The following is a 19,113-nucleotide window of genomic DNA, read 5'->3' as shown; positions in this document are numbered from 1 at the left end:
GACCTGGGACGCCGCCGTGGTGGTGGGAGCTAGGGCTTGACCGCGCGCCAGCGCTGCCGCCGCCCGTCCGGTTTGGTGACCTCGATCCCCTCGAAGCCCGCCGCGGCGAGCCGGCGGGGGAACGAGTCGTGGGGGATCGGGTTGTAGGTGTCCCCGAGGTGGATCAGGCGGAACAGCAGTCCGTGGATGCCGTCGCTCCCGGCGAACACCCCGCCCGGCCGCAGCACGCGGAACGCCTCGGCGAACAGGCGGTCCTGCTGGGCGGCGGTCGGTACGTGGTGGAGCATGGTGAAGCAGACCACCGAGCTGTATTCCTTGTCCGGCAACGGCATCGCGGTGCCGTCCCCGTGGACGACCTTGGCGCGGGTGCCGTGGTCGCGCTGGAGGTCGCCGGCCAGCTGCCCGTCGATCTCGAGCGCGGTCAGGTTCGGCACCTGGTCCACCAGCACCCGCAGGTTCGCGCCGTAACCGGGGCCGATCTCCAGCGCGTTGTCGCCGAGGTCCACGCCGTCGAGCGACCACGGCAGGAGCTGGTCCTCGACGTGCTTCGCCCACTTCTCGGAGCTGCAGAGCTTCCGGTGGTACCAGTTCATCGCCATGGGGCTGACGCTAGGGGCGTGGCGCGCTGGCCGGAAGGCGATAGGCTGCCAAGTCATGTCGTCAACCGGACAACCCGACGCGATGCTGTTCGGCGACTACGACCTGCCGTCGGGCACCTGGCTCGACTGGCACGTCCACGAGGACCACCACCAACTCGCGTGGGCGGCGCGCGGGGTGGTCGCGGTCAACGTCGGGTCGGCGCACTGGGTGCTGCCGCCCGCGCGGGCGCTGTGGATCCCGGCGGGCACGGTCCACCGCACCGGCTCGGCGGGGAACGCGGTGCTGCGGGGGATCTTCATGGACGCGTCGCAGTCGCCGGTCGCGTGGCCGGAGCCCCGGCTGGTGCGCGTGCGCCCGCTGCTGCGCGAACTGCTCGAGCACCTCACCGCTGGCGCCCTCGCCGCTGACGCCCGCGCCGCTGACGCCCTCTCCGACGAGGCCCGGCGTCGCGCCGAAGCCGTGGCTTTCGACCTGCTCGAGCCCGTGCCGGTGACCCCCATCAGTGTCCCGATGCCCAGGGATGCCCGAGCCCGCCGAGTCGCCGACGCCCTGATCGCCGACCCCGCCGACGACCGGACACTCGAACACTTCGGGCGGTATGTGGGTGCCAGCGATCGCACGCTCGCGCGCCTGTTCGTCGAGGAAACGCGCCTCAGCTTCGGCCGATGGCGCACCCAGGTCCGGCTGCGCGCTTCGCTCCCTCTGCTGGCCGACGGCCGCCCGCTCGCGCGGGTCGCCGAGTGCGTGGGTTACTCCTCGCCCAGCGCCTTCGTCGCCGCCTTCCGACGGGCGGTGGGCGTCCCTCCAGGCCGCTACTTCGGCTGAGCTTGTCTCGGATGTAGCCTTCGAGACGTCTGGCGTCCCGAACGTGGCCTTCGTGACACGTGGGCGCTCGGTCCGAGCTTGGTGCCTCCCGCTGGTGCTGTGAATGTGGCTTTCACAGCCGATTTCGCTGTCAACGCCACATTCACGGCGCGTGGTCGCTCTCCCAAGCGGACGTGGCGGGCGGCCGGTGGGTGGGTCGGGGGCACCCGGCGGATACCGTGGCGGCGTGCCCCGTCGTAACAAGCCATCGCGTGGTCGCGCGAGCCTGCCCGCGCGTGAGGTGGGTGGGGCGACGGGGTGGGCCAGCACCGAGTCGGCGCCGGATGGGGACTGGCTCGTCCGGTCGGTGCCGGGCGCCCAGGCGACGAAGTTCTACCGGTGCCCGGGGTGCGACCACGAGATCCGGCCCGGCGTGCCGCACGTGGTGGTGTGGCCCGCCGACGAGACCGGCTCGGTGACCGACCGGCGGCACTGGCACCGCCCCTGCTGGGACGCGCGGGCGCGGAGGAGGCCCAACCGATGGTGAGGATCGGCCCCAACACCAAGCTCCCCGCGCGACGCGAGGCAATAACCCTGCACACCGAAGACGGCTTGCGGTTGGTCGGCGAGCTGGCACTGCCCGCCGACCGCGCGCCGGTGGCGACCGTGGTGCTGCTCCACCCGCTCCCCACACACGGCGGCATGATGGATTCGCACGTGTTGCGCAAGGCCGCCTTCCGCCTGCCCGCTCTGGCCGGCCTCGCGGTGCTGCGGTTCAACACACGCGGCGCCGCCAGCGAAGCCGGACGGAGCGAAGGCACCTTCGGCGCCGCGGAAGGTGAGGGCTTCGACGTCGCCGCAGCGCTCGACTTCGTCCGGTCCCGGGGGTTGCCCAGGGTGTGGCTGGCCGGGTGGTCCTTCGGGAGCGACCTCGCCCTCATGTACGGCATCGATGGCCATGTCGGGACGGCTGGTGCTGGCAGCACCCCAGGCACGGCAGGCATCGTTAGGCGCGGCGGCACCGAGGCGCCCGGCGGCACCGAGGCGCCCGGAGGCACCGACGGCGTTGGCGACCTTGGCAGCACCAGCGGTGCTGACGACCTCCATGGCCCCGACCCCATCGAAGGCGATGGCCAGGCCACCGGCGTTGGCCAGGGCACAGGCGGCGGCCAGGCCACCGGCGGCGTCGAAGGTGCGCGCAGCGACCAGGCCACCCGCGGCGCCGGAGGTGCGCACAGCGCCCGTGGCACCGACGGCACCGAAGGCGTCCGCGACAGCCACGGCACCGTAGGTACCCGCGACATCCGCGACATCCGCGGCACCGAAGGCGCCCGCGACAGCCGCGGCACCGAAGGCACCGAGGGCGTCTGCGGAGCCGAAGACGCCCGCGACATCCGCGGCACCGAAGGCACCGTAGACGCCCGCGACTCCCGCGACAGCCACGGCACCGAAGGCACCCGCGACAGCCCAGGTACCGGCGGCATTGTTGAGGGCGTCGTGTTGATTGCGCCGCCGTTGCGTTGGAGCAGTCCGGTGCAGCGGGCTGCCTGGGCCTCGGCGGGCAAGCCGGTGGTGGCGCTGGTGCCGGAGTTCGATGACTACCGGTTACCTGAGCACGTCCGTCAGGAGTGTGCGGTGATTCCGCAGGCACGCGTGATCACCCTGCCCGGCGCCGGGCACCTGTTGGTCGGCCACGCGGACGCGGTGCTCGACCACCTGGTCTCGATCATCGCCCCAGATACGCCCGTGCCGCTGCCACGGGACTGGGACGGCGAGTGCGAGAACCAGCAGGTGACCATTGTGGACAGTCAACGGCGGTAATGGGTCGACCGCTGTCCTTGGTAGTCCTCCTCTCGATAAGGCGTGAAGCCCAGCTTCTCCGCCACCCGCCGCGACGGCTTGTTGATCAGCGCCACCGAGATCACCACGGGACGCTCGGGCACCTCCCGCTCCGCCCACTCGACCGCGGCCTCGGCCATCTCGGTCGCATAGCCCTTACCCCAGCTGGACGCGCGGAAGCGGTAGTACAAATTCAGCAACTTCTCGTCGTGCATCTCCTTCGACTGCACGCCGCCCACCCCGACGACCTCACCCGTCGCGGCCTCGACCACGGCGAAGTAGCCGTACCCGTGCTCAGCCCAGTGCGAGAGCCAGTACTCGAACTGCTTACCCGCCTGCTCCGCGTCGGGCGGGTCGTTGTTGTACTGGTTCGTCTCGGGCGCGGACTGGATCTCGACGACGTCAGCCCGGTCGTCCTGGCGCAACGGGCGCAGGATGAGGCGCTCGGTGTGGATGGCGTGGAACTTGGTCACGATGCGACGGTAACCCGCGGCCCCGACAAACCCGGAGCAGAGACGAATTCATGCAGTTTCGGCGGACTTCAGCAGGCGATCCAGCACCGCCGTGTCACCGAACGTCTCCACCGCGCTGACCTCGCGACGCCGCCACAGCACCAGCAGCAGGTCCGACGCCGTCCCCCGCGCCGCCACCGTGGCCTTCGTGTGCGCGTGCGAGACCCGCCAACCCTCCCCGTCGTGCGCGATCGACCACTCACCGGGACCGTCCGTCGCGTGCAAGTGCACCGTGCCACCCAGCTCCCCAGCCAGCGACGAGGGCAGGAAGTGCGTCAGGAACTCGTCGATCCCGTCGACCGCCAGCTCCCGCCCGATCGGCTCGTCGCGACCTGCGGCGAGCAAGGCGTCCCACGCGTGAACAGCGGCTTCGTGCGCCATCCGGCGCTGGACGAACCCCGCCGTCCGGTCCTCCGACCAGGTCCACACCGGCTTCTCCGGCTCCGCCCGCCGGACGGCTTCGAGCAGGTGCCGGAGGTTGTCCGCGTACCGGTCGAGCACCTCGTCGTCGCCCGGCCGCTCCGGTTCCTGGTAGTGGTCGGGCCCGGTCAGCAGCCCGCTCAACTGCAGCCGCCAGAAGTAGAAGACCTCGCTGGTGTGCCAGACCAGATCCCCCACCGTCCAGTCCGGACAACTGGGCACCGGCCTGCTCAGGTCGGTGGCCGCGGCGGCCAGCGCGGTCCCGTAGTGCTCCAGCTCGACGCGGTACTGCTCTCGGTTCATCGGCCAACCCTATTGGGGGCGGAGTTGCGCACACTTGGTCGCCGGGTGGCCCGACGTGAGCGAGAATGGCGCAATGCCGCAACTGCGCCTCGCGTTGGCCCAGGTCAACCCCACTGTCGGGGACCTCGCCGGAAACGCCGACCAGACCGTCGAGTGGACGCGCAAGGCCGTCGAGGCCGGCGCGCACGTGGTGGTCTTCCCCGAAATGTCGCTGACCGGGTACCCGGTCGAGGACCTGTCCCTGCGCAAGACGTTCGCCGAGGCGTCCCGCGCGAAGGTGGACGAGGTGGCCAGGCGGCTCGACGACGCGGGCTGCGGGGAGGTGCTGGTCTACGTCGGCTACCTGGACCTCGACGACGCCGGGCCGCGGGACGCCGCGGCCGCCCTGTACCGGGGTGAGGTGGTGGCCAGGCAGTTCAAGCACCACCTGCCCAACTACGGCGTGTTCGACGAGCACCGCTACTTCAAGCCCGGCACCACGCTCGACGTGGTCCGGTACCACGGCATCGACATCGGCATGGTGATCTGCGAGGACATCTGGCAGGACGGCGGCCCGATCGCCGCGCTCGGCAAGGCCGGGGTGGACCTCGTGGTGGCGCCGAACGCTTCGCCGTACGAACGGTCCAAGGACGACATCCGGCTGCCGCTGATCGCGCGCCGCGCGGCCGAGGCCGGGGCGCCGCTGGTTTACACGAACCAGGTCGGCGGCCAGGACGACCTGGTCTTCGACGGTGACTCCATCGTGGTCGCCGCGGACGGCAGGCTGCTGGCCAGGGCGCCCCAGTTCACCGAGCACCTGCTCGTGCTGGACATGGACATCGACGCGGGCGGCCACGCCGCCGACGGCGAGCTGGCCGGGCTGCACGTCAACCGCCGCGTGCTCTCCGCCGAGCCGCTGCCCGCCTACGAACCGCTCGCCGAGCCGCCGGTCAGCGAACCGCTCTCGGAGGAGGCGGAGGTGTGGTCGGCGCTGGTCGTCGGCCTGCGCGACTACGTGCAGAAGAACGGCTTCCGCTCGGTCACCTTCGGCTTCTCCGGCGGTATCGACTCGGCCGTGGTGGCCGCGCTGGCCGCCGACGCGCTCGGTGGTGACGCGGTGCACGGCGTCTCGATGCCGTCCAAGTACTCCTCGGAACATTCCCGTTCGGACGCCGCCGAGCTGGCCCGCCGGATCGGCGCGCACTTCCGGGTCGAACCGGTCGAGGACATGGTCAAGATCTACGTCGACCAGCTCAAGCTGACCGGGCTCGCGGAGGAGAACATCCAGGCCCGCACCCGCGGCATGCTGCTGATGGCACTGTCCAACTTGGACGGTCACCTGGTGCTGGCCACCGGCAACAAGACCGAGCTGGCGGTGGGCTACTCGACCATCTACGGCGACGCGGTCGGCGGTTTCGCGCCGATCAAGGACGTGTTCAAGACGCATGTGTGGCAGCTGGCCCGCTGGCGCAACGCCGAAGCCGAGAAGCGCGGCGAGACCCCGCCGATCCCGGAGAACTCGATCAGCAAACCGCCGTCCGCCGAACTGCGCCCCGACCAGCTCGACTCGGACTCGCTGCCGGACTACGCGCTGCTCGACGACATCCTCGACGACTACGTGGAGGGCGACCGCGGGTTCGCCGACCTGCTCGCCGCCGGGTTCGACCCCGAGGTGATCGACCGGGTGGTCCGCATGGTCGACAAGGCCGAGTACAAGCGCCGCCAGTACCCGCCGGGCACGAAGATCACCTTCAAGGCCTTCGGCCGCGACCGCCGCCTCCCGATCACCAACTCCTGGCGCGAGGTGCACTGAGCTCGGCCAGCAGCAGGGCTTCCGCTTCGCACGCGCGCGCGAAGTCGCCGAGGTGCAGGTTCTCGTCGGCGGCGTGCGCGCGGCAGGCCGGGTCGCCGCCCGCGCTGGTGATCAGGATCGCCGCGTCGGGGAACGCCCCGGCGAACGCGGCGACGAACGGGATCGAGCCACCGCCGCCGATCTCCACCACCTCGGTGCCGTACGCCTTGGCGTAGGCCCGCCGAGCCGCGTCCAGGCAGGCCGCGCCCGAGTACGGCTCGGCGACCTCGCCCTCTTCGACGTGCACCCGCACGGCCCAGGGCGCGTGCGTCCGCAGGTGCCGCGCGAGCGCCGCCCGCGCGCGCACCGCGTTGTCGCCGGGGGCCAGGCGCAGGCTCACCTTCGCGCGGGCCACCGGCTGCAACGTGTTCGATGCCCCATCGACCGGTGGGGCGTCGATCGCCAGCACACTCGCCGAAGGGCGTGCCCAGATCCGTTCGGCGAGCGGGCCGGTGCCCAGCAACGGCACGCCGTCGAGCAGGCCGGCCTCCACGCGGAACCGGTCCTCGGGGTAATCGACCGCGGGTGCTTTCCCGCCGATCAGGCCCGCGACCGCGACTTCGCCCGACTCGTCGTGCAGCGTCGCGAGCAGGCGGCACAGGGCGGTCAGCGCGTCCGGTGCCGCACCGCCGTAGGTCCCGGAATGCGCTCCCCGTTCCATCGTCCGGATTTCCACCACGCACGCCGCGAGGCCACGCAGGGAGGTCGTGAACGCGGGCACGCCGACGTCGAAGTTCTCGGCGTCGGCCAGCACGATCACGTCGGCCGCGAGCTTGTCGCGGTACCGCTCGATGAACGCCGCGAGCGTCGGCGAGCCGATCTCCTCCTCACCTTCGACCAGCACCGTCACGCCCACCGGTGGCTTGCCGTCGAACGCGCGCAACGCGGCGAGGTGGGCCGCGATCGCCGACTTGTCATCCGCCGAACCCCTGCCGTACAAGCGATCCCCGCGCCGGACCGGCTCGAACGGCGGGCTGGACCAGCCGCTCCCGGCCGGCTGCACGTCGTGGTGCGCGTACAGCAGAACGGTCGGCTTGCCCGGTGGCGCCGGATATCTCGCCAGCACCGCCGGCGCGCCGACCTCGTCGAGGACCTCCACCTCGGGCGCGCCGGTCGAGCGGAACAACCGCGCGGTCAGCTCGGCCGACCGGCGCAGCGCGACGGCTTCACCGCTCACCGACGGAATGCGGATCAGCGCTTCCAGCTCGGGGATCATCGGAGTTGCCCTTTCCGTTGGTCACGCCACGCCGGGAGCAGCGCGGCGAAGAGCAGGGCGGCCGTCGCCGCGAACGCCACCGGGTAGCCGGTCCCGCCGACGACCAGGCCGAACCCGACCGCGCCTGCCCCGAGACCGGCGTCGTAGGCGATGTTCCACAGCACGCTGACCCGCCCGAACGCCGCTTCCGGCACGCGGTCGAACATCACCGCCAGCGTCACGTTCTGCGCCATGCCGAAGCCGACGCCGAACACCGCCATGCCCGCGATCACCGCCACCGGGCGGTCGAGCACCACCGTCGCGGCGGTTCCGATCGCGGCGAGGAGCACGGACGGGATCAGCAGCCGCCCCGACCCGAACCGGTCGCCGAACCGCCCGGCCACCCAGCGCGCGAGCGGTGTCACGGCCGACTGGACCAGCAGCGCGACCGCCGCCACCGGCCGCGCTTCCGGCGGGACAGCCAGCGGCAGGAAGGTCACGAAGACCCCGGCGGCGAAGGTGGTCGCGCCGAAGATCAGCGTCGGCCGCAGCAGACCGGCCGGTCCGGAGTCCGACCGCGACGGCACCGGAGGACGCCGCGACGGCAGCCCGAGCACGGCGGGCAAGGTCACCAGCGGCAGCAGGGCACCGGCCACGAACAGCGGTCCGTACCCGATTTCGGCGCTCAACCACACTCCTAGCGGCAGTGCCGCGATCGGCGGCACACCGACCGCGATCCCGTACAGGCCCAGCGCTTCGCCACGGCGTTCCGGCGCGGCGAGTTCGGCGACCAGCGCGACCGCCACCACCACGACGATGCCGAGCCCGGCACCTCGGGCCAGCGCGACCGCCAGCACCAACGGCATCGCGGGGGAGAGGGTCAACGCGAACGCGGGCGCGCCGAGCAGGACCACGCCGAGCGCCAGCACCGCGCGGTACCCGAGCCGGGCCGCCAGTCGCGGGACCGCGGGCTCGATCGCGACGGTGGCCAGCATCAACGCGCCGGTGGACAACCCCGCGCTGACCACCCCGGACGCCGACGCGTACAGCGGGACCACGGAAAGCAGCAGGTAGAAGCCGCAGAACGCGCCGAACGCGAGTACCAGCACCAGGGCCATCGGCCGGGTCAGCAGTCGTTGCCGGAGATCTTCGGTGAGCACGCCACGAGCGTCCGCCGGGCCGGGTGGGCCGGGCATCGGGCGGATGCCCTATCCACCCGCCCCATTTCCGCGTGCTGTGGAAGTGTGGCGGTATGCGCACGGGACTGCCGAGTCCGGTTCTCGCCCGGGCGGGACGCCGAGTTCGCGGTGCTCGCGGACGCCTTCGCGAGGGCGGCGACCGGCTCGGCCACCGTGCTCGTCGGGGGTGAGGCCGGGATCGGGAAGTCCCGGCTGATCAGCGAGTTCGCCGCCGCGCAGCAGGCCAGGGTGCTGGTCTGCGGCTGCCTGGACGGCCTGCCCTTCGCGCCGTTCACCGCGGTCCTGCGCGCGATCGGTCCCGACGAAATCCACGCGCTGTCGCCGGGCGGGACCGGCGAACTCGGCCGGTTGCTCCCGTCGCTCGGTCCGCCGGACCGCGCGGGTGACGAACTGGCGCGGGCGCGGCTGTTCGAGCAGATCCTCGCGGTGTTCCAGGGCCTGGCCGAACGGGAACCGCTCGTGCTCGCCGTCGAGGACCTGCACTGGGCGGACCGGTCGAGCCGCGACCTGCTGCGGTTCCTGGTGCGCAGCCAGCCCGCGATCCCCGGCCTGCTCCTGGTGATCAGCTACCGCAGCGACCAGGTGGATCCGGCGGTGCGCTCGTTGCTCGCGGAACTGGCGCGGCTGGACTGGGTGCGACGGCTGGAACTGGCGCGCCTGCCGAAGAACGCGGTCACCGTGCAGTTGCGCGGCCTGCTCGGGCACGAACCCGATCCCGGTCTCAGCGACCGGATCTTCCGCAAGAGCGACGGGAACCCGCTGTTCGTCGAGGCGCTGCTGGGCTGTGCGGGCCAACCGGGACCGTCGCTGCCGCAGTCCATCCGGGACCTGCTGCGAGCCCCGATGGACCGGCTCGAACCGCGGACCCAGCAGGTCGTGCGGGCGGCGGCGGCCGGTGGGAGCCGGGTCGGACACCGGCTGCTGGCCTCGGTCACCGAACTCGACGACGTCGCGTTGTCGGATGTCGTCCGCCCGGCCGTCGCGGCGAATCTCCTGGTGGCCGACGAAGACGAGTACGCGTTCCGGCACGCGCTGATCCGCGAAGTCGTCTACGAGGACCTGTTGCCGGGCGAACGCGCCACGCTGCACACGCGCTACGGCGAGGCGCTCGCCCAAGACGCGTCGCTGGTCGCGCGACCCGAAGTCGAACTGGCCCGGCATTGGTACGCCGTGCGGAAACAACATCCGGAGCGCGCGCTGGCGGCGTCGTGGGCCGCCGCGTCGACGGCCGGGAATTCGCTCGCCTACGCCGAAAGATCGCTGTTCCTGGCGCGTGTGCTCGAACTCGGCGCCAAGCCCGCCGACGTGCTGGAGGACGCGATCGAGGCCGCCGTGTCCGCCGGGGAAGGCGACCGCGCGATGAACCTGATCGAGGCCGCCGTCGAGGAATTCGCCGAAGATCCGGTCAAACTCGCGCGAATCCTGCGGCATCGCGGCGAACTGCGGTACGCACTCGGCCTGCCGGGCGATCTGGACGACCTGCGAGAGGCCGCGCGGCTGATCCCGGCCGGGCACGCGGAACGTCGTCCGGCGTTGAACGCGCTGGCCGCGCGCCTGATGACGGTCCCGTGCGAAGACAAGGCCCTCGTGGTCGCCGAAGAGGCCTCGCGAACGCCCGGTGACGTGCGGTCCGAACTGGTCGCCCGCATCAACCTGGCTTACCTGCGCGCGGATCTGCCCGAACTGGCTCGTGTGCTCACCGCGGCCGAGGAACTGGACGACGAGCGGATCGTCCTGCACACGCTGCGCTGCCAGGCGGATCTGCTGGTGGGCGCCGGGCAGTACCGGCGAGCCGCCGACGTGGCCCGTTGTGGACTTTCCGAAGCCGCGAAAACCGGTCTCGCCAGGACCTCCGGCCCCGCGCACGCCGGGAACCTCGCCGAGGCACTGATCGCGTTGGGGGACTGGGACGAGGCGAACGAGATCCTCGACCACGCGCTGGAACTCGATCCGACGCCGAGCCTGCGCGCGTATCTGCTGGTGCTGAAGGGAATCCTCGGCCTCGCGCGCGGCGATCGGGCGCCCGCCGAAGAAGCCGTCGCCTACGCCGGCGAGGTGTTCACGCGCGGAACCGCCTACGCACAGGACCTGTTGCTGCTCGTCCAGCTCCAGGTCGAACTGATGTTGTTCCAGGGCAAGGAAACCGAGGCGGGCGAGGCGGTCGCACGAGCGCTCGCCGACGATTCGGTGACCAGCTCGCGGTACCTCTGGCCGGTGGTCGCGACCGGACCCTGGCCGGTCGGTGAACTTCCCGTCGACGGTGCCGTGCAACGGGCGTACCAGCTCACGCACAAGGCCGAACGCAGCGGAGAACGCGACGACTGGACGCGCGCGGCCGACGCGTGGGCCGAGTTGTGCCAGCCGTACCGCGAGGCACGGGCGGCACTGCGGGCGGGCGACCTGCGCCGCGCGCACGCACTCGCGGAGGCACTGGGAGCAGCCGGAATGCTGGCCGAGATCGAGCGGCTGGCCAAGGCGACCAGGACGCGGCTCGACGAACCCGCGCCCGAACAGCGCCTCACCCCGCGCGAACTGCAGGTGCTCCGCCTGCTCGCCGAAGGCCGGACGAACCGGGAAATCGCCGGTGAGCTGTTCATCGCGGTGAAGACCGCGGGCGCGCATGTGTCCAGCATCCTCGGCAAGCTCGGGGTCACCGGCCGGGTCCAGGCGGCCACCGCCGCGCACCGGCTCGGCCTGCTGGGGTGAATGCGCCTTTCGTCGGGAGTTCACCGCGGGTACCTGTACCCGGTGACCGCGTTTCCGTAGCGTCCGTTGGGTTCCCCCACCACACAGCGGAACTCAACGGAGGCACAGCGTGTCGACCCTCAAGAGACGGAACTTCCTGCGCGCGGCGGTGCTCGGCGCGGGCGTCACGGCGTTCGGCAACACCTTCACCCCCTCGGCACTGGCGAACCCCGCCCAGAACGGCCCCAGCCCGTACGGCCCGCTCCAGGCCGCCGACGCCAACGGCATCCAGCTCCCGGCCGGGTTCACCAGCCGGGTCGTGGCCCGGTCCGGGCAGAAGGTCGCCGGGTACACCTGGCACGACGCGCCCGACGGCGGCGCGGTCTTCGCCGACGGCAGCGGCTGGATCTACGTGTCCAACTCGGAGGTCCTGCTCGGCGGCGGCGCCGGCGCGCTGAAGTTCGACGCGAACGGCACCATCACCGGTGCGTACCGCATCCTCAGCAACACCAGGGTGAACTGCGCCGGCGGCGCCACCCCGTGGAACACCTGGCTCTCCTGCGAGGAGATCGACCGCGGGTACGTGTTCGAATGCGACCCGTGGGGCGTCAAGGCCTCGGTCCGGCACCCGGCGATGGGCCAGTTCAAGCACGAAGCCGCCGCGGCGGACCCGGTGCGCAAGGCGATCTACCTGACCGAGGACGTCTCCGACGGGTGCTTCTACCGCTTCCTGCCCACCACCTGGGGCAACCTGTCCGCGGGCAAGCTGCAGGTGCTCCGCGCGGGCACGGCCACCTCCGGCTCGTTCACCTGGGCCGACGTGCCCGATGTGGACGGTTCGCCGACCGCCACCCGCAACCAGGTCTCCGGCGCGAAGCGGTTCAACGGCGGCGAGGGCCTGCACTACGCGAACGACACCGCGTGGTTCACCACCAAGGGCGACAACCGGTTGTGGCAGCTCAACCTGGTGAACAACACCTACGAACTCGCCTACGACGACTCGCTGGTGAGCCCCGGCACGGCACCGCTGACCGGGGTGGACAACGTGACCGGCAGCGCGTCCGGTGACCTCTTCGTCGCCGAAGACGGTGGCAACATGGAGATCTGCGTGATCACGCCGAACGACATCGTCGCGCCGTTCCTGCGGATCAACGGCCAGAGCAGCTCCGAGATCTGCGGCCCGGCGTTCACGCCCGCCGGGAACCGGCTGTACTTCTCGTCCCAGCGCGGGACCAGCGGGTCCAGCTCGGGCGGCATCACCTACGAAGTGACCGGTCCCTTCCGCAGCTGAGGCACAAAAAAGCGGGGTCCCGGCGCCGGGACCCCGCTTTTTGCTCGTGTGTCAGTCCTTCTTGCGGCGCAGCATGCTCCGCACCTTCTTCAGTGCCTGCTCGGCGTCGGAGTCGAACGGGTTGTCGTGCACCAGGTAGGTCCACGTCGAGGTGGCCCGCCGCACGCCGGAAGCGGCGAGATCGATGCCGTTCTCGGTGATCTCGGCTTCCTCCAGCGAGGCGATCGAGCGCTGCTCGGTCTCCGGGATGATCTTGTGGAACTCCGGGATCGCCGCGCGGTGGAACTCGTCGAGCGGCGTCTCCCGCGCCAGCGCGCGCAGGTGGATGCTCTCCCGCACGTCGGTCAGGAAGGCCAGGTGGTCCGACCAGAGCTGGTCGATGTGGAACAACGCGATCTCGCGGCAGATCTGCTCCACCTTCTCCTCGTCGTCCACCGCCTCGGCCAGTTCCTTGAACTTCTCCGGCGCGCCCTTCTCCAGCTGCTCCTTCGCCAGGTCGGTGCGCAGCAGCTTGTCGCGGTGGGCCAGCAGTTCGGTGCGCTGCCGCTCGATCAGCCGGGTGTAGCGCCAGGTGTTGCGGTGGATCTCCAGGTCGACGCCCTCGGCCACGCGCTGCGCGTGCTTGATCTGCCGGTGCGCGGCGCCGTCGGTGATCTCGCCGGTCTCGGAGTCGGAGTCGATGCCCTCGGGGATGTCCGGCGCGTTCTGCAGCACCAGGTCGTCGTTGAGGCTGGCGAAGTAGATCGAGCTGCCCGGGTCGCCCTGGCGGCCGGCGCGGCCGCGCAGCTGGTCGTCGAGCCTGCTGCTCGGGTAGCGCGCGGTGCCGATCACGTGCAGCCCGCCCAGCTCGGCCACCCGGTCGCGGTCCTTGCCGTCCTTGCCGCCGAGCCGGATGTCGGTACCGCGACCGGCCATCTGGGTGGACACGGTGACCGCGCCGTACCGGCCGGCGTCCGCGATGATCTCGGCTTCCTCGGCGTCGTTCCGCGCGTTCAGCACCACGGACTCGAGGCCGACCTTCGCCAGCTTCTCGGCCAGTTCCTCGGACTCGGCCACGTCCTGCGTGCCGACCAGGATCGGCTGCCCGGTCTCGTGCACGCGGGCGATCTCCTCCTCGATCGCGCGCAGCTTCTGCGACGGCGAGGCGAAGATGCGGTCCTTGGCGTCCTCACGGATGTTCTCCGTGTTCGGCGGGATGACCGCCACTTCCAGCTTGTAGAACTCGCGCAGCTGCTCGGCCACCGCGACCGCGGTCCCGGTCATGCCCGCCACCTGCGGGTACCGCGCCATCAGCGCCTGCACGGTGATCGAGTCGAGGATCTCGCCGCGGTCCGACGGCGGCACCTGCTCCTTGGCCTCGACCGCGGCCTGGAGCCCGTCCGGCCAGCGCTGCAGTTCCGCGACGCGGCCGCGGGAGGCGTTGATCAGCTGGACCTTGCCGTCGCGCACCAGGTAGTCGACGTCGCGTTCGAGCAGCGCGTGCGCGTGCAGCGCGACGTTCACCGCGGCCAGCCGGTCCTGCCCGTCGCCGGACTCGCTGTACAGGTCGATGCCGCCGAGCGACTTCTCCACCACCGACGAACCCGCGGTGGTCAGCCAGGCGTTGCGGCCGTCCTTGTCGGTCTCGTAGTGCAGCCCGAGGCGCAGCCGCCGGACCACGTTGGCGACCTCCTCGTCGGCCTGCCCCGCGTCCACCGAACCGGCCATCACCAGCGGCACCCTGGCCTCGTCGACCAGCACCGAGTCGGCCTCGTCGATGATCGCCACCTCGGGCTCCGGCTGGACCAGCTCGTCGGCGCGGGTGACCAGGCGGTCGCGCAGCATGTCGAAGCCGATCTCGCTGACCGCGCCGTAGGTGACCTCGGCGTGGTAGGCCTCGCGGCGCTCCTCGCGGGTGCGCGAGGGCTCGACCCAGCCGACGCTGACGCCCAGCAGGTCGAAGATGGGCTTCATCCATTCGGCGTCACGACGGGCCAGGTAGTCGTTGACCGTGACCACGTGCACGCGCTTGCCCTGCAGCGCGTACCCCGCCGCGGCGAGCGCGCCGGCCAGCGTCTTGCCCTCACCGGTGGCCATCTGCACCACGTGCCCGGTGAGCAGGCCGAGCGTGCCCAGCACCTGGACGTCGAAGGCGCGCTCGTCGAGCGCGCGCCTGGCCGCCTCACGACCCAGCGCGCCGAGCTCGACCAGCTGGTCGTCGCCCCACTTCTCGACCTCGCGCAGCTTGGCCGCGGTCTCGGTCAGCTCCTCGTCGGAGAGCTTCTCGATCTCCGGTTCCCGCTTCTCGACCGCGGGCAGGAGCGCCTCGTACCGGGTCAGTTCCACGCTGGCCGGACGCTGGATGATCCTGCGCAACCGTTTGCCGACCCGGCTCATCAACGCTGCCACCCGTGCTCTCCTCTGTCCGTCTCGCGCCCAGCGGGCGGTGTTCGCTTGCCCAACGCGGCGGTACCGCGTCCGAGTTCCACGCTTCGGTGCTGGCACCATCGTCGAGGTGCGCCGACTCGAACGCTACCGGTCCAGGCTGGGCCTTGTCCTCGTCCTAACGTCGCTACCGGTCGTCATGGCCGCGTGTTCCACCGAGGCGGAACCGCCCCGGCCGACCACCGAAACGAAAGGACCGGCGGGTCCGGTTCCCGCCGGTCTCGAAAAGTTCTACGCGCAGCCCCTGAGCTGGGGCGAGTGTGCACCCTACGCGACAACGTCGAGCACCAAGACGGCCTTTGGGGTGAAGGGTGCCGAATGCGCGCGGCTGACCGTGCCGCTCGACTACGCCAAGCCCGACGCCGAGACGATCACCATCGGCGTGCTCCGGCACCGGTCGGACGGCAGTGGCGAGCGGATCGGCTCGCTGCTGTTCAACCCCGGCGGCCCGGGTGCCTCCGGCATGGCCGCGGTGGCCGGCATGGCCGAGGCCTCGCCCGAGCTGACCGCCCGATTCGACCTGGTGGGCTTCGACCCGCGCGGGGTCGGCGCGAGCGAACCACAGGTGCGCTGCCTGACCGACGACGAACGCGACGCCGAGCGCGCCGACGATGTCGAGACCGACGGTTCACCGGAAGGCGTGAGCAAGCAGGAAGCGGAGAGCAAGGCCTTCGCCGACCGCTGCGCCGAGCGCACCGACCACCACGCCGCGATGCTCGCGAACGTCGGCACCAGGGACGTCGTCAAGGACATGGACGTGCTCAAGTCGGCGCTCGGCGACGCGAAGCTCTCCTACGTCGGTTATTCGTACGGCACGCGCATCGGCTCGACCTACGCGGAGACGTTCCCGCAGAACGTGCGCGCGATGGTGCTCGACGGCGCGCTGGACCCCGAGCAGGATTCGGTCGAATCGCTGGTCGCGCAGGGCGAGGGCTTCGGCAAGGCGTTCGACGAGTTCGTCAAGTGGTGCGTCGCCGAGCAGGACTGCGCACTGGGCCGCGACCCGGCGGGCGCGACGAAGGCGTACCAGGACCTGACCCGGCCGTTGATCGACATCAAGGCCTCGGTCGGCGACGGCCGTCTCCTCTCCTATGAGGACGCGACCACCGGGACCGTGCAGGCGCTCTACACCCAGCAGTTGTGGGACACGCTGAACAGCGGGCTCAACGCGTTGAAGAGCGGCAACGGCGGCACGCTGATGAAGCTCGCCGACACCTACAACGAGCGCGGCTCCGACGGCCGGTACTCGACCACGCAGGACGCGTTCACCGCGATCCGCTGCGTGGACGACCCGCGGGTCACGGACAAGGCGAAGATCCTCGAAGCGCAGCAGCGGTACATGCAGGTCGCGCCGTTCCTCGACGACGGGCTCCCGGACGGCGCCGCCCTCGATTCGTGTGCCTTCTGGCCGTCGCCGAACACCTCCGAACCGCACCCGCCGAAGGTGGAGGGCGTGCCCCCGGTGCTGGTGATCTCGACCACGAACGACCCGGCGACGCCGTACGAGGCGGGGGTCAACCTGGCGAAGGCGATGAAGGGCTCGCTGCTGACCTACGAGGGCACCCAGCACACCGTCTTCCTGCAGGGTGTCGCGTGCGTCGACGACGCGGGCGCGGGCTACCTGACCGACGGCACCCTGCCCGCCGAGGGAACGCGCTGCTCCGGCAAGTGAATCGATCTACCTCGGCGTTGGCACTCTGCCGGGTGATTTCGCGCGCTGCGGGGGTCCGGGGTTCGGTGGCACGATCTCGGCGTGCCCCCGTTCCGCTCGGTCATTGCTGTTGTGCTGCCGCTTGCCCTGGTCACCGCCGCGTGCTCGGCGGAGGAGCCGCCCAAACCCCCGCCGCACACCGCGGTGGAGTCGGTGGCGCCCCCGACGCCGACCCCGCCGCCCGACCCGATGGCGGCCTTCTACGCGCAGAAGCTCACCTGGGGTGAATGCGCGCCGTACGCCACGGGTGAGGACAGCCGGGCCGCGTTCCGCGTGCCCGGCCTCGAGTGCGCGCGGCTGAGCGTGCCGCTCGACTACGCCCAGCCGGGCGGCGAGAAGATCAGCATCGGCGTGCTCCGGCACAAGGCGGCCGGGGAGCGGATCGGCTCGCTCGTGCTCAACCCGGGCGGGCCGGGCGGCTCCGGCATGGTGGCGGCCGCGGGCATCGCCGTGCAGGCGGCCAAGGGCGAGGCGGGCAAGCGGTTCGACATCGTCGGCTTCGACCCGCGCGGGGTCGGGGCGAGCGAGCCGAGGATCCGCTGCCTGACCGACGCCGAACGCGACGCCGACCGCGCGGACGACGCCGAGACCGACGGCTCCCCGGAAGGCGTGGCCAAGCAGGAGGACGAGGCCAGGCAGTTCGGTGCGAAGTGCGCCGAGCGCACCGAGCACGGCAACGCGATGCTCGCCAACCTCGGTACCCGCGACGTGGCCAAGGACCTCGACCTGCTGCGGGCCGCGCTCGGCGACCAGAAGCTGACCTACCTCGGTTACTCCTACGGCACGCAGATCGGTTACACCTACGCCGAGGCGTTCCCGGACAAGGTGCGCGCGATGGTGCTCGACGGCGCGGTCGACCCGGAGCAGGACTCGCTCGACGGCAACCTCGCGCAGGTCACCGGCTTCGGCAAGGCGTTCGGTGAGTTCGCGACCTGGTGCGCGCGGCAGCCGGACTGCGCGCTCGGCCGCGATCCGGCCGGTGCCACGAAGGCGTTCCAGGACCTGACCCGGCCGCTGATCGAGCAGCCCGTGCCGGCCGGCGAGCGCAAGCTCTCCTACGAGGACGCCGGGACGGCGGCCATCCAGGCGATGTACTCGCAGCAGTTGTGGAAGCAGCTCAACACGGGCCTGGCGGAGTTGAAGCAGCAGCGCGGCGACGCCCTGATGAAGCTCGCCGACCAGTACAACGAGCGCGGCGCGGACGGGACCTACGGCGCCATCCAGGACGCGTTCACCGCGATCAACTGCGTGGACAACCCGAAGATCACCGACAAGAACCGGATCGCCGAGTTCCTCAAGAAGGGCAACGAGGCCGCGCCCTTCCTCGACGACGGAAAACCGGACGGCGCGGCGTTGGACACCTGCGCCTTCTGGCCGGTGCCGAACACTTCGGAACCGCACACCCCCAAGGTCGACGGCGTGCCGCCGGTGCTGGTCATCTCCACCACGAACGACCCGGCGACGCCGTACGAGGCGGGGGTCAACCTGGCGAAGGCGATGAAGGGCTCGCTGCTGTCGTTCGAAGGAACCCAGCACACGGTGTTCCTCCAGGGCATCCCCTGCGTCGACGACGCCGGGACGGACTACCTGATCAGCGGCACCCTGCCGCCGGCGAACACCCGCTGCCAGGAGCCGTGAGCGCGAGCTCCAGCATGACCGCGCCCTCGTTCGCCTGCCGCGGCGGCACCTGCAGCCACACCCGCGCCAGGTTCCTCGTGGCCGCCCGCTCCACCCAGAACTTCACGTCCACATCGGACTGGATCGACGGCACCACGGCGCTGATCACCGCCCGCGGCACCTGGCCGTCGATGCGGTAGGTCTCCACCTCGGCCAGCTTCTCCTTGGTCTCGGTGCGCAACGCGGTCGCGCCGGTGAGCAGGTGCGGCAGGCCGCGCGAGGCGTCGAGCAGCGTCGCCGGGGTGAACGACGGCACCGCGGCGGTGCGGGTCGCGCCCTCCGCGTCGGTCAACGTGAGCGCGTCACCGCTGAGCTGGAACCGGTAGTCGACGCGGTCGTTCGCCTCCGGGACCGCGGCGCGCCCGGTCGCCGAGCCGTGCGGTCCGCCCGCCCGGCTCGCGTCGCCCTCCACGTCGAGCACCTCGAGGCCGTCGAGGATGCCGCTGATGCCGAACTTGAAGTGCACCGTTTCCAGCTCGCCCAGCGCGGCGGCGGCTTCACGGACCAGCCCGGTGCCGTCGGGCAGCGGACCGCTGGCGTCCGGGGAAGCGGCGCACCCGCCGAGCAGGCCGGTCACCATCAGCAGCCCGAGCAGGCGGCGCGAGAACATGCTGCCCACGTT

15 protein-coding genes are annotated in these 19,113 nt (G+C 71.3%); 8 read left to right on the top strand and 7 right to left on the bottom strand.

Translation table 11 applies throughout. The annotated features are described in order from the left end of the window. Positions 1-29 precede the first annotated feature (29 nt). Positions 30-599 carry a class I SAM-dependent methyltransferase gene (locus JYK18_RS05305; protein WP_206801031.1) on the bottom strand — a complete coding sequence of 190 codons (570 nt, stop codon included), beginning with the start codon at positions 597-599 and terminating at the stop codon, positions 30-32. A gap of 55 nt (positions 600-654) precedes the next feature. Here JYK18_RS05305 and JYK18_RS05300 point away from each other — a divergent pair, with 55 nt between their 5' ends. The 3 genes from JYK18_RS05300 (at position 655) to JYK18_RS46495 (ending at position 3,225) form a co-directional block, all read left to right on the top strand. Then, positions 655-1,425, top strand: a complete 771-nt coding sequence (locus JYK18_RS05300) for a helix-turn-helix transcriptional regulator (protein ID WP_242578968.1) — start codon at positions 655-657, stop codon at positions 1,423-1,425. 226 nt (positions 1,426-1,651) lie between these two features. Then, complete coding sequence (locus tag JYK18_RS05295; protein ID WP_206801030.1) at positions 1,652-1,951, top strand: hypothetical protein; 300 nt, start codon at positions 1,652-1,654, stop codon at positions 1,949-1,951. Further along, positions 1,945-3,225, top strand: coding sequence for a hypothetical protein (locus JYK18_RS46495; protein ID WP_242578966.1), 1,281 nt, complete (start codon positions 1,945-1,947; stop codon positions 3,223-3,225). Before JYK18_RS05295 ends, JYK18_RS46495 begins: the two co-directional genes overlap by 7 nt. On the opposite strand, the gene JYK18_RS05285 is transcribed toward JYK18_RS46495, so the two are convergent. Both JYK18_RS05285 and JYK18_RS05280 read right to left on the bottom strand, forming a co-directional pair. Beyond that, complete coding sequence (locus JYK18_RS05285) at positions 3,213-3,716, bottom strand: GNAT family N-acetyltransferase (RefSeq protein ID WP_374194988.1); 504 nt, start codon at positions 3,714-3,716, stop codon at positions 3,213-3,215. The genes JYK18_RS46495 and JYK18_RS05285 overlap by 13 nt on opposite strands. 48 nt (positions 3,717-3,764) lie before the next feature. After that, complete coding sequence (locus JYK18_RS05280; RefSeq protein WP_206801029.1) at positions 3,765-4,478, bottom strand: maleylpyruvate isomerase family mycothiol-dependent enzyme; 714 nt, start codon at positions 4,476-4,478, stop codon at positions 3,765-3,767. A 73-nt stretch (positions 4,479-4,551) separates the two neighbouring features. On the opposite strand from JYK18_RS05280, the gene JYK18_RS05275 reads away from it, so the two are divergent. Then, positions 4,552-6,270: an NAD+ synthase gene (locus JYK18_RS05275; protein ID WP_206801028.1), complete on the top strand. Its 1,719-nt coding sequence runs from the start codon at positions 4,552-4,554 to the stop codon at positions 6,268-6,270. Here the strand turns inward: JYK18_RS05275 and JYK18_RS05270 are convergent. After that, on the bottom strand, positions 6,242-7,525 hold the full coding sequence (locus JYK18_RS05270) for a M20/M25/M40 family metallo-hydrolase (RefSeq protein WP_206801027.1): 1,284 nt from the start codon (positions 7,523-7,525) through the stop codon (positions 6,242-6,244). The genes JYK18_RS05275 and JYK18_RS05270 overlap by 29 nt on opposite strands. Further along, positions 7,522-8,664: an MFS transporter gene (locus tag JYK18_RS05265; protein WP_307795784.1), complete on the bottom strand. Its 1,143-nt coding sequence runs from the start codon at positions 8,662-8,664 to the stop codon at positions 7,522-7,524. Before JYK18_RS05265 ends, JYK18_RS05270 begins: the two co-directional genes overlap by 4 nt. A gap of 84 nt (positions 8,665-8,748) precedes the next feature. Here JYK18_RS05265 and JYK18_RS47460 point away from each other — a divergent pair, with 84 nt between their 5' ends. Both JYK18_RS47460 and JYK18_RS05255 read left to right on the top strand, forming a co-directional pair. Next, the gene (locus tag JYK18_RS47460) at positions 8,749-11,409 is read left to right on the top strand and encodes an AAA family ATPase (protein ID WP_206801025.1); all 2,661 of its coding nucleotides are present in this window, start codon (positions 8,749-8,751) and stop codon (positions 11,407-11,409) included. Positions 11,410-11,518: 109 nt separating this feature from the next. Then, positions 11,519-12,679, top strand: a complete 1,161-nt coding sequence (locus JYK18_RS05255) for an alkaline phosphatase PhoX (protein ID WP_307795783.1) — start codon at positions 11,519-11,521, stop codon at positions 12,677-12,679. A 51-nt stretch (positions 12,680-12,730) separates the two neighbouring features. Here JYK18_RS05255 and secA2 read toward each other — a convergent pair whose 3' ends face one another. Beyond that, positions 12,731-15,067 (bottom strand): accessory Sec system translocase SecA2, encoded by a 2,337-nt coding sequence (gene secA2 / locus JYK18_RS05250; protein WP_206801024.1) that lies wholly within the window; start codon positions 15,065-15,067, stop codon positions 12,731-12,733. A 175-nt stretch (positions 15,068-15,242) separates the two neighbouring features. On the opposite strand from secA2, the gene JYK18_RS05245 reads away from it, so the two are divergent. Together JYK18_RS05245 and JYK18_RS05240 are read left to right on the top strand one after the other, a co-directional pair. Then, positions 15,243-16,775: an alpha/beta hydrolase gene (locus JYK18_RS05245; RefSeq protein ID WP_206801023.1), complete on the top strand. Its 1,533-nt coding sequence runs from the start codon at positions 15,243-15,245 to the stop codon at positions 16,773-16,775. A gap of 81 nt (positions 16,776-16,856) precedes the next feature. Further along, positions 16,857-18,452, top strand: coding sequence for an alpha/beta hydrolase (locus JYK18_RS05240; RefSeq protein WP_374194987.1), 1,596 nt, complete (start codon positions 16,857-16,859; stop codon positions 18,450-18,452). Here JYK18_RS05240 and JYK18_RS05235 read toward each other — a convergent pair. Further along, entirely contained in the window at positions 18,406-19,101 is a 696-nt protein-coding gene (locus JYK18_RS05235) for an LppX_LprAFG lipoprotein (protein WP_206801022.1), read from the bottom strand. The genes JYK18_RS05240 and JYK18_RS05235 overlap by 47 nt on opposite strands. Between the last annotated feature and the right edge of the window lie 12 nt (positions 19,102-19,113).

Origin of the sequence: Amycolatopsis sp. 195334CR (assembly GCF_017309385.1) — a bacterium.
Lineage (GTDB): Bacteria > Actinomycetota > Actinomycetes > Mycobacteriales > Pseudonocardiaceae > Amycolatopsis.
The sequence above is the reverse complement of the archived record's forward strand: the minus strand, read 5'-3'. Positions and strand labels throughout refer to the sequence as shown.